11 protein-coding genes and 1 pseudogene are annotated in these 10,258 nt (G+C 62.6%); 7 read left to right on the forward strand and 5 right to left on the reverse strand.

The genetic code is table 11. From position 1 onward, the window contains the following. Positions 1-148 precede the first annotated feature (148 nt). On the forward strand, positions 149-373 hold the full coding sequence (locus tag WA070_RS12590; protein WP_422634276.1) for a hypothetical protein: 225 nt from the start codon (positions 149-151) through the stop codon (positions 371-373). Positions 374-388: 15 nt separating this feature from the next. On the opposite strand, the gene WA070_RS12595 is transcribed toward WA070_RS12590, so the two are convergent. The 5 genes from WA070_RS12595 to WA070_RS12615 all read right to left on the reverse strand — a co-directional run bounded on the left by WA070_RS12595 (position 389) and on the right by WA070_RS12615 (position 4,582). Then, complete coding sequence (locus tag WA070_RS12595; RefSeq protein ID WP_422634277.1) at positions 389-823, reverse strand: DNA-binding protein; 435 nt, start codon at positions 821-823, stop codon at positions 389-391. A gap of 77 nt (positions 824-900) precedes the next feature. Continuing rightward, positions 901-2,001 carry a replication initiation protein gene (locus WA070_RS12600; protein ID WP_422634278.1) on the reverse strand — a complete coding sequence of 367 codons (1,101 nt, stop codon included), beginning with the start codon at positions 1,999-2,001 and terminating at the stop codon, positions 901-903. Positions 2,002-2,497: 496 nt separating this feature from the next. Then, positions 2,498-4,054 carry a type IV secretory system conjugative DNA transfer family protein gene (locus WA070_RS12605; protein WP_422634279.1) on the reverse strand — a complete coding sequence of 519 codons (1,557 nt, stop codon included), beginning with the start codon at positions 4,052-4,054 and terminating at the stop codon, positions 2,498-2,500. A 4-nt stretch (positions 4,055-4,058) separates the two neighbouring features. Continuing rightward, positions 4,059-4,274: a hypothetical protein gene (locus WA070_RS12610; protein ID WP_422634280.1), complete on the reverse strand. Its 216-nt coding sequence runs from the start codon at positions 4,272-4,274 to the stop codon at positions 4,059-4,061. A 5-nt stretch (positions 4,275-4,279) separates the two neighbouring features. Then, the gene (locus WA070_RS12615; RefSeq protein WP_422634281.1) at positions 4,280-4,582 is read right to left on the reverse strand and encodes a mobilization protein; all 303 of its coding nucleotides are present in this window, start codon (positions 4,580-4,582) and stop codon (positions 4,280-4,282) included. 168 nt (positions 4,583-4,750) lie between these two features. Between WA070_RS12615 and mobQ the strand changes: the two genes are divergently transcribed. From mobQ to WA070_RS12645, 6 genes and pseudogenes are all read left to right on the forward strand, one after another. Beyond that, positions 4,751-5,839 (forward strand): MobQ family relaxase, encoded by a 1,089-nt coding sequence (gene mobQ / locus WA070_RS12620; protein ID WP_422634282.1) that lies wholly within the window; start codon positions 4,751-4,753, stop codon positions 5,837-5,839. Positions 5,840-5,884: 45 nt separating this feature from the next. Further along, entirely contained in the window at positions 5,885-6,181 is a 297-nt protein-coding gene (locus WA070_RS12625; protein WP_422634283.1) for a BrnT family toxin, read from the forward strand. Continuing rightward, positions 6,168-6,422: a CopG family antitoxin gene (locus WA070_RS12630; protein WP_422634284.1), complete on the forward strand. Its 255-nt coding sequence runs from the start codon at positions 6,168-6,170 to the stop codon at positions 6,420-6,422. Before WA070_RS12625 ends, WA070_RS12630 begins: the two co-directional genes overlap by 14 nt. A gap of 9 nt (positions 6,423-6,431) precedes the next feature. Continuing rightward, positions 6,432-6,890 (forward strand): hypothetical protein, encoded by a 459-nt coding sequence (locus WA070_RS12635; protein WP_422634285.1) that lies wholly within the window; start codon positions 6,432-6,434, stop codon positions 6,888-6,890. Positions 6,891-7,083: 193 nt separating this feature from the next. Next, complete coding sequence (locus tag WA070_RS12640; protein ID WP_422634286.1) at positions 7,084-7,701, forward strand: recombinase family protein; 618 nt, start codon at positions 7,084-7,086, stop codon at positions 7,699-7,701. 8 nt (positions 7,702-7,709) lie between these two features. Further along, positions 7,710-10,133 (forward strand): annotated as a pseudogene (locus tag WA070_RS12645) (Tn3 family transposase); the annotation flags it as partial. Positions 10,134-10,258: the final 125 nt, after the last annotated feature.

The raw sequence follows: 10,258 nt of genomic DNA on the forward strand, positions 1-10,258 counted from the left end.
ACTGAGTAAGTCCATGTCGATCACTCCGATGCCTCCTGACTGTCAGCCAGGGGCTAGGAAAACATGGGTCAATTCTCAGTGAAAACTTATAACCCTCCCGGGTCACTTCTCAGTGCAACTCAACACCAGTGTGTCGAGTAGCCGGAAAATGACAGATGCAGATCGAGCCTATTATGACGGTGCGTTCGCAAGCCAAGCCGAGGCATTACGAAGCGCGGAGCGACAGAATGCTGGTGGTGCAGCACAGCGCGCGCGTGAGGTTGCTGGAATGACTGAAGCCGCAAAGAGTGCAGGCTATGACGATGCTACTGCCGCACGGCTTGGAAGCGAAGCCGCCGCCCTTTGTAATGGCGATCCAGAGTGTTTGAAATAATATCGGCGTTAGAGATCAGTCGCTGGATCGCCCAAACAGACGACCTAAAAAGCCACGTTTCGATTCTGCTGCCTCTGGCCCGGTGAGCAATCCGATCACCCGCGCCTGTGCTTCTCGACGCTCTTCCTCGGATTTATCGAGCCGTTGGCGCAGGTCGGAAACCACGCCATCGCGATCCTGTAGCTGTTCACGCAACAGTTCAATCTCCCGCTGCAACCCCCCTGAATTTATTAGGGTTTCCCTGTTTCCATCAGGGGTATCAAACCGGGCTTCATCAACCGTTTCTTTCTGTTTCGGAGGAAACACCCGGAACAGTTCGGAGGTGTCGATAAGGTAGCCGTTATCGGTCTTCTCGGCATAGCTAAGACGACCGGATTTAAGGGCTTTTGAGACAGTTCCCTTACTGACCCCGGCCAGCTCAGCTCCCTTTGTCATAGAGACGGTTGCCATGATTTATTCCCCCGTTTCCAACCGGGAACGTGTCCCTGTTTCTGTAGGGTATCGCGAAACCCTAAGAGCGACAACCATTAGGGTTTACTCCATTTTTCCGCGCAACCCCTTACCCAGGTCGTCCAATCTTCGCGTAGGGCATCTCCCCGGAGCTGGCGTCGCTTGTCGGTTCGTACCCTCACATATTGATCTGCCAACCGCTGCACGGCGTGCCCTCCACCATAGGTGACGCCGATCGCGTGCAACTCCGTTGCGCCAAATTCCGTCACCTGATCGTCGGCAGGCCAGCGCAGAACATCAGACACGCCCAAATTCGCGGCTGTTGCAGCGATGATCGCACTGGGGTCGAGTATCGTTTCCGCCGTGCCATCGCGCCGTGCTCGGCGACCGGCGCGATGGCGTTCGTTTTCCTCTTCGGCTGCTACCGCAGCGATCGGTGGCTTGCGGCGGAAGGTTATAGCAATCTCGATGACCTTGCGGCCCCGCCTTTTGGCGACGTCCCATGCCACCGAGAATTGCGGCACAAGCTGGTTGATTTCCGCCGTTGCGGCATCGAGGACGAAGCGTCGAAGATCGGCGAAAGAGCTGTAAGACCCTTCGGGAACACCTAGCTTTGCCCGGAGGGTTTCCACATCGCCGCGCCAGATCGGCACGTCTCGTCGGTAGAGCAACGCTCCGAGCTGGTATAGTTCGAGGGCATATTTGCTATCGAAGGCCAGCACTGTTGCCCGGTGCAGGAGTGCATAGGCTTCGCTGTCTTTCAGGAGGTCGCGCGCGCGTCGGGTGAAACGGTAGATCAACCACCCCTGTTCACCCCCCTCAAATGTCTCTTCGATCATCTGGAAGGTGCGCCGCCCATGGTCGCCTTCCACCTTGTCAGGCATGGCAAAGAAGATACCCATCAGCTCGTCGATCGTCTCGGCAAGGCGATCGTTGGAGTTGTGGGAGCCGCGCAACATGCGCTTGGCGATTCTATGTTCCTGGTCCCGCCAGGCATCGCCTGCGGCCTGGTGCATCATCAACGCGAACACCTTGCGCGCAGACAGGCTAAGGGAAACCCCCCGCGCGTAGCGGACTTCGACTAGCTCGCGCGGCTGTACGATCGTGTCAGAGCCACGCTCTTTCTCGATCCGCGCCACCTCCATCGTGCGACCAGTTGTGTCGGCTGTCCCGTCCATGATGGGACATTCGGTCGATGTGCGAACAGGGTCAAGGTATTATGAGGTGAGAAAGGAAATGGCCTCACTTCATGCACCCCATTTCTCATAATACCCCCACCCCAAAACTCACAATAGGGCACCCCATTTCTCATGATGCCCCACCCCATCCCTCATGATAGGCCGAAATACGCCTTTATAATCAATGCGTTTGATACCCCCTGAATCATAGAATCCCAGAATCTAGAATCATCGCGGGCGCGCGAGAGGAAATGCGGTTCTAAAGATGAGGAATATGGAATTGGCCTACCGGCCAATACGCTGTTTGATGCGTGACGGCGGTGCCGTCACAAGGGCGACCTGCGGTCGCGGGGCTTCCGAGGGGGAAGTGGGGCGGGTTCAGCGCCCAATCGCGTCCTAAGTGCTTGTGGAGAGGCCCAGGGCGGGTCAGGAAGCGAGGTTGCCGCCCTTTCCTGTTCGCTGCGCCATCGGCGACGATAGCGCGCCCTGTGGCCCCTTAGCCGGGATCGGCTAGCCCTGCAAACTCGCGCTGATCGTAATATCGGATCTTCTCCACGATCAACGGGGCTTGCCCCTGGAGCATCAGCAATTGGTCGCTGGGCGGCATTCTCATGATTTCGTCGGGGTTCATGAGGTTTCGGGCGCTGATATGGGTGCTGGCCGATTCCGTGAGTTTCGCCCCGCCGATCCTGCTGCCCTGGGAATAGCCTGCCGTCTGATATTCGAGGGTTTCCTGCCCCAGCGTCTTCGACAGCAATTCCGCCGTGGCAAGGTCGTTCACCCCGAAGGCCTGAAACACCCCGGCATTTGACATGAAGGTGCCCGCGCGATCGCCATAGAGGGCGCGCAACTGGTGCATGTCCTGCAAGATCGGCCAAAGCTGCAACCCGTACCCGGCCATCAGCCCCATGGCGCGCTCGACAGGTTCCAGCCTGCCCAGGGCGGCGAACTCATCGAGCAGGAACAGGACGGGCCGCGCCGGTTTGACGGGCGAGCGGGCCATGTCGGTGAGCGCTTGGGCGACCAGCAGCCGCAGCCAGCGCGCATAGGCGTCGAGCCGGTCAGGGGGTAGGCACAGAAACACCGTGGAAACCCCCTCTTTCAACCCCGCGAACGTGAAGTCGGACGCGGCCATGCTGGCGACGATCCGGGGGCTATCGAGAAAATGGGTATGGCGCTGGGCCGACGACAACACGCCTGCGGCCTCGCGATCGGACTTGCCGAGCTGGCGGTTGGCCGCTCTGGCGATCAGGCCACCGGTGCCGCGGCTGTCCTGCATCAGTGTGAGCAGATCAGCGAACCCTTTGGGGGCCAGCGTCAGATATTCGCGCACCGTCGCCAGGGTGCGATGCTCGCGGTCCTCATGGACCACGGCATAGAGGATCAGCCCGGCGATCAGCGCCTTGGCTTCCTCGTTCCAATGGGCATCGCCGCCTTGCCCTGCGGAATCGTGGACCAGGGCGTCTGCCAGCGTCATCGCATCCTCTGCCAGATCAAGGCTGGCCGGGTCGAGCCGGTCGAGCGGATTGTAGCGGGCAGGGGGTTGCCCGGACACCTCAAAGGGATCGAGACACCAGACATTGCCTTTGCTGGCGCGCGCCCTGGCGGTGACGCGGGCGTTCTCGCCTTTGGGATCGATGCAGATCACCGAACGGTCGAGGGTCAGCAGATTGGGGATGATGGTGCCGACGCCCTTGCCGCTGCGGGTCGGGGCCATCGTCAGCAGATGGGCGGGGCCACCATAGCGGAGCAGCTTGCCCGATTTGGCCGATCGACCAATGAGCAGATCGCCGTCGCCGGATTCCAGGCCGCACACATCGTCACGCGATCCGAAGCGGGCCGAGCCAAGCAGTTCGTTGCGACCGGTCCGGCTGTTGATCCGCCAGACCGCGACCATCACCAGGGCGAACGCGCCCCAGGCGATGATGCTGGCGAGAACTTCCGGCAGCAGCTTGCCGACCAGATATTGGACGACCAGGCACACGACAAACGCGCCGACGATCGCACGAACCCATCCTATCCCCCGATCGCCCCCGACCAGTGGGCCTGCCATGACGTTAGTTCGGGGTCTGGCTGATCGAATCTGCGATCATGCCGGACCAGGTTGCGAGAATTGTGCCCTCATTGTCATCGCCATCCTCACTTGCGATCTTGCCGCACATCCCGATGAGGTTTGCGATTTCCTGTCCGCTAGCGATCCCAGCGCGCTCGAGAACGGCGGCAATCGTAGACAGGGCGGTTCCGGTCGCTTTGATGACAGCATCATCATCCATGGCAGTCACTCCTTTTCGCTCGTTCTATCCTTCAGCCGCTTCAGCAGAGGGGCCATCAACGCATGGTCGCGCTCACGGGTCAGGAACATCGGCAGTTCGCGTTGCAACAGAGGCGCGAGCTGGCGACCGGTGGGCGTATCCTCGTCTAGGTGGTGGAGGATGAACGCGCCAAGCATGATGCGCTCGCGGGTTTCAGCCTTGCGACGTTCGGTAGAGACGCGGGCTTCCAGCGCCTTTCGCCGCTCGCGTAGCTTGCGCTCGTCCTCGCGCATTTTCTCAAGGCGCTCTTCAACGGGTGTCCGTGCCATGCCGTCCTCCTATGGCAATTCTCTATAGCAAATGAACAGCATGGGGCTACCTTATGAAGATAAGGGCACGCTTATACATTGGTTCCCAATGTGCGTGGTCCTAGTGGGGGCTTTGCCCCCGCCGGACGGCTCCCCCTTAAGTGCAGTAAGGCAGAAGGGCGCGGCGTCGTGGCGATCTACCATTGTTCCGTCAAAGTCATCTCACGGGCCACCGGGCGCAGCGCGGTCGCCGCCGCCGCCTATCGATCGGGCGAGCGGCTGACCGACGAGCGCCTGGGCAAATGTCACGACTACACGCGCAAGTCGGACATCGAGCATCGCGAGATCATGGCCCCGGATCGCACACCCGACTGGATGCTCGATCGCGCGAGTTTGTGGAACGGCGTCGAGGCGGCGGAGCGGCGCAAGGACGCCCAGCTTGCCCGCGAGGTGGAAATCTCCCTTCCGCGTGAACTGGACGCGGAGGGGCGGCGCGCCCTGGTCGAGACCTATGTGCGCGAGCAGTTCGTGTCCCAGGGCATGATTGCGGACGTATCGCTGCACCGGGGCCATTCGGCGGACGGGCAGGAGCAACCGCACGCGCATGTCATGCTGACCATGCGCGACCTGACCGGCGAGGGGTTCGGTAAGAAGAACCGGGACTGGAACGCGGCGGATCGGCTTGAGGGGTGGCGTTCGGCCTGGGCAACCCATGCCAACCAGGCGCTGGAACGCGCCGGGTGCGATGAGCGCATAGACCATCGGTCGCTCAAGGATCAGCGGGAGGCGGCGCGCGATCGTGGTGAGGCTGAGGGGCAAGAGGATCTAGGCCGCGAGCCGTTGGGCAAGGTGCCATTGTCGGCGGTGGCGATGGAGCGCAAGGGCAGGCCCACCGAGCGCGGCGACGAACAGCGTGGCGTGCAGGCGCGCAACCGGGAGCGGCGCGAGCTGACCCAGCAGCTTCGCGAACTCAGCGCCAGGATCGCCGACACCATGCGCGGCATTGGCGACAAGGCCAAGGACATGGCGCAGGGGCTGCGTGATCGTCTGGGCGCGGCATGGGGTAGCCAGGCCGATGATCGCGGCGCGGCCGAGCGGATCGCGGAGGCGACGGCGCAGCGTGTGGAGCGGGACAAGGACACCCCGGAGCCGGGGAGCGCCGCCGATCGCATCGCGTCTCGCATGGGCACCAAGGGCGGCGGGTCGGATCACGACCAGGCCGAGCGTGATCTTGAACGGGATCGCTCAAAGGAACGGGACAGGGGCCGCGAGCGCTAATGCTATCAGGATTGACAAACGTACATACAAACGCCATCCTTGCTTATGGATAGCAAAAATGTCGCTGGCTTCGATTGGGACGAAGGCAACCAGGCCAAATGCCAGAAGCATGGCGTCACGCTGGCGGAAATCGAAAGCGTGTTCGCCGGGACGCCATCCATAGGGCCAGATGCCGCGCATTCGACGGTGGAGACGCGCTTTCTGGCAATTGGCCGCGCCAGCAGCGGCCGCCATGTGTTTCTGGCCTTCACCTGGCGCGAGCGGAACGGGGCCAGATACATTCGCCCGATCAGCGCCCGTTACATGCACGCCAAGGAGGTGCAGCATTATGAGCAAGGATAAATCCCTTCCGCTGATTTCCAGCGACGAGGAGGCCGAGGACTTTGTGGGGTCGGCCGATCTTACCGGCTATGATCTTTCTGCGCTCACGCCCACGCGGTTTGAGTTCGGCAGCAAGGATGCGCGGGTCAATATGCGGATGCCCGCCGAGTTGCTGGAACAGGTCAAGGCGACCGCCGCCAGCAAGGGGATGCCGTATCAGCGGTTCATTCGTCAGGCCCTGGAGCAGGCGTTGCACCGGTAAGGCGCGCGTATGAGCGATGACAGCGACGATCCTGTGATGGCGCTGCTGGCAACCCAGCGGGCGGTGCTTGCTGCGGTAGAGAATCTGGCGGGCCAGGTCGAGGCGATGCAGGCCAAGGTGGACGCCATGGGCGAGACGCTGGCCCAGCTCGTCGCCGGCAGCGTCGGCGCATCGGGTGCCGGCGTCGGTCGCGCGCTGACGTTGGGCGACAGGTTCAGGCAGGCAACGGACAAGGAAGCGGCGGCGGACCCGGAGCTACGGTCTGCGCAGGGGAATTACATCGTGGCCCAGGCGATCGCCAACAGGTTGCATAAGGGCGATCCCGAAAGCGTAGCGCGCGAAATCGCACGGGTCCGAGAGTGGATCGCGGATCAACTCGACCGGGGCCGGGTGTTCGGGCCGGGCAAGGTGCGGGGTGGCGAAAAGGGCGCGGTGGCGGTGGTGGAGCCGATCCAGGGGGTTGAGTAGCAGCGGAACAGAAAACCTACATAAGGCGGTCTGGGCTGACTGCCTTCCCAACAAACCCCGGTTTGATATGAGCCGCCCGAACAATCGTGAGCGAGCCGCTTAAAGGCTCATAATCTCATATCTACCCGTCCAGAAACCTGTGGCCGATAAACCTCTTCATCGATAGATTGATGGAACAGGGAGACGGATGTCGATGCTGATCGGGTACATGCGAGTGTCGACGGGCGAACAGAACCTCGACCTGCAGCGTGATGCGCTGGATCGTGCCGGATGCGAGCGCGTCTTCGACGACGTGTGTTCGGGTCGGGCGACCGAACGGGCCGGGCTCGAGAAGGCCATCGATATCATGCGTGACGGCGACACCCTCGTCGTCTGGAAGCTTGATCGGATCGGTCGGTCACTGCCCCACGTCGTCGGGTTGGTCGGCGATTTGCAGAAGCGCGGCGTCGGCCTGAAGGTGCTGACTGGCGATATCGATACGACGACCGTTACGGGGAGGCTGGTATTCGGCATCTTCGCGACCCTTGCCGAGTTCGAGCGCGACCTGATCCATGAGCGCACGATGGCTGGGCTCGCCGCGGCCAGGGCGCGTGGGCGGTCGGGGGGACGGCCACGGATCATGACGAAGCAGAAGCTAAAGGCGGCAATGGCGATGATGGCAGACCGCGACAACCCCGCGCGCGATGTCGCGGTCCAACTCGGCATGTCGGTATCGACGCTCTACGCCTATGTCGATGCAGAGGGTCGGCCGCGGGAGCGCGCCAGCGAACTGCTGGGCAAGAGTGGGGCACGGTCCAAGGTAGCGGCATAGCCTGAGCAATGCCGGTCGGCTTTCTCTCGGACGACCAGGCACTGCGCTATGGTCGCTTCGTCGGCGAGCCGACATCGGAACAGCTCGCGCGTCACTTCCATCTCGACGACGCGGACCAGGCATTCATCGGTGCGCATCGCGGCGATCACAACCGGCTCGGCGTGGCGGTACAGCTTGGCTCTTTGCGGTTGCTCGGCACCTTTCTCGAAGATCCGGCACTGACACCGGCATCGGTCAGACGATTCGTCGGCAGCCAGTTGGCGATCGACGGAACGGCCGAACTGATGGCGCGATATTGCGCAACCACGGGGCGATGGCGGCACGGTCCGCGCATCCGCGACCATTATGGCTACCGGATCCTGTCCGATCCCGGCGTCGCGTTTCGACTGCACCGTTTCATATATGCCCTGTGCTGGACGGGCGCCGATCGCCCTTCGATGCTGTTTGACGCAGCAGTGATATGGCTGCTTGAATCCAAGGTAATGCTGCCGGGTCTGTCCGTCCTCGAGCGCGATATCGCACGGGTCCGCACGCGGGTCGCCGCGCACGTCCATCGCCGTCTGGTCGCCAGGCTGACGCCAGAGCAACGCACCCGGCTCGATACGCTCGTCGCGGTTACCGGCGACGGACGGCAAAGTCCGTTGGATCGCTTACGTGACGGGCCATACCTGCAAAGCGGCCCCGAGATCAGCCGAGCCGTCGACCGACTGACCGAGATCCGCGAGTTCACCACAGGCCTGCCCGAACTTGACCGCGTGCCACCCAGTAAGGCGGCTGCCCTCGCACGATTTGCCAGCGCCGCGAGAGCGCAGGCCGTGGCCCGGCTTCCCGACGATCGGCGCGCGGCCACGTTGGTCGCCTTCATCCGCACCCTCGAAGCGTCGGCCAGCGACGACGTCATCGACCTGTTCGATGCCGTGTCGACCAGAATGTTTTCCAACGCACGCATCAACGCCAAAGAGGCGCGGATACGATCACTGCGCGATCTTGACGCCGCATCACTCCGGCTTCGTGATGTCGGTGCCGTGATACTCGATGATAGTATCAGCGACACGGAGGTGCGGGCGGCCGTGTTCGCGCTGGTAGATCGGGCAGCACTGACCGACGCGGTTGCCCAAGTGAACCTGCTCGCCCGGCCTACCGACGAAAGCTACTTCGTCGAGCTGCGTCAGCAGACGGGCACAATGCGCTATCTGCCGAAAATGCTTGCAGGGCTGGATCTCGCAGCGGCCCCCGCGGGGCAATCGTTGCTGGACGCGGTCGATCACCTGCGAAGAGTTCACCGTGGCGAAAAGCGCCGCGGACCGGTGCCAACCGCGTTCGTCCCCAAAGCTTGGGGCCGTCAGTTGAAAAACGAGGACGGCACGTTCGATCTGACCGGATACCGGCTTTGCACGCTCGACCGGCTACGCCGCGCCATCCGTCGCCGCGATGTCTTTCCCGTCCGCTCGCTTCGCTATGGCGATCCCCGCAAGGGCCTGCTGGCCGGCGCCGCGTGGGAGGCGGCGCGACCGTCCGTGTGCCGCACGGTCGGCGTGGCGGCCGCCGGCGACGAGGAAATTGCCAAACTGTCCGCGCGCCTCGATCTCGCCTACCGCCAGACAGCCGCGCGTGTGCCGGATAACGATGCCGTGACCATTACCAGTATGGCGAGCGGTGCAGACCTGTCGATCGAGCCGCTCGACAAGATCGACGAGCCCCTGAGCCTCACCGATCTTCACAGGGCGATCGATGCCCGGCTGCCGCAACTGGACCTCCCCGAATTGATCCTGGAAATGCACGCGCGAACCGGGTTCGGGGCAGCGTTTACCCATGCCAGCGAAGGCAACGCCCGCGCCGGTGACATCGCGACGACGATCTGCGCTGTGCTTGTCGCAGAGGCGACCAACACCGGGTTCGAGCCGCTTCTACGCCCCGAGGTGCCCGCGCTGCGCCGGTCCCGGTTGAGCTGGGTGAAGCAAAACTTCATGCGCGCCGAGACGCTGACCGCCGCCAATGCGCTGCTGGTCGAGGCGCACAACAGAATACCCCTGACCCGAGCCTGGGGTGGTGGTGAAGTAGCGTCGGCCGATGGACTGCGGTTTACCGTGCCGGTTCGCACGATCCACGCCGGCCCGAACCCGCGGTATTTCGGGCGTGAGCGCGGCGTCACATGGTATAATCTGGTCTCCGACCGCTTTTCCGGGCTGAATGCCGTGACGGTCCCCGGCACATTGCGTGACAGTCTTCATCTGCTGGCGGTCGTGCTGGACCAGGAAACCGAATTGCGTCCGATCGAGATCATGACCGATACGGCCGGCTACACCGACACGATATTCGGAATATTCCACTTGCTCGGGCTCCAGTTCTCGCCGCGTATCGCTGACATAGCCGGGGCAAGGTTCTGGCGTGTCGATGGCAAGGCCGATTATGGCGTGCTGGACGATCTCGCTGTTGAGTTGCACTGAGAAGTGACCCGGGATTTTCATTGAGAAGTGACCCGGGTGGGCGAGGTTGATGTGCTGCCTGCGACGAGCAGGGTCAAGCGGGTGATTTGTCCTTTCTGGGTTTTGGGGCG

The organism is Sphingobium sp., assembly GCF_049304695.1.
Classification (GTDB): Bacteria; Pseudomonadota; Alphaproteobacteria; order Sphingomonadales; family Sphingomonadaceae; genus Sphingobium.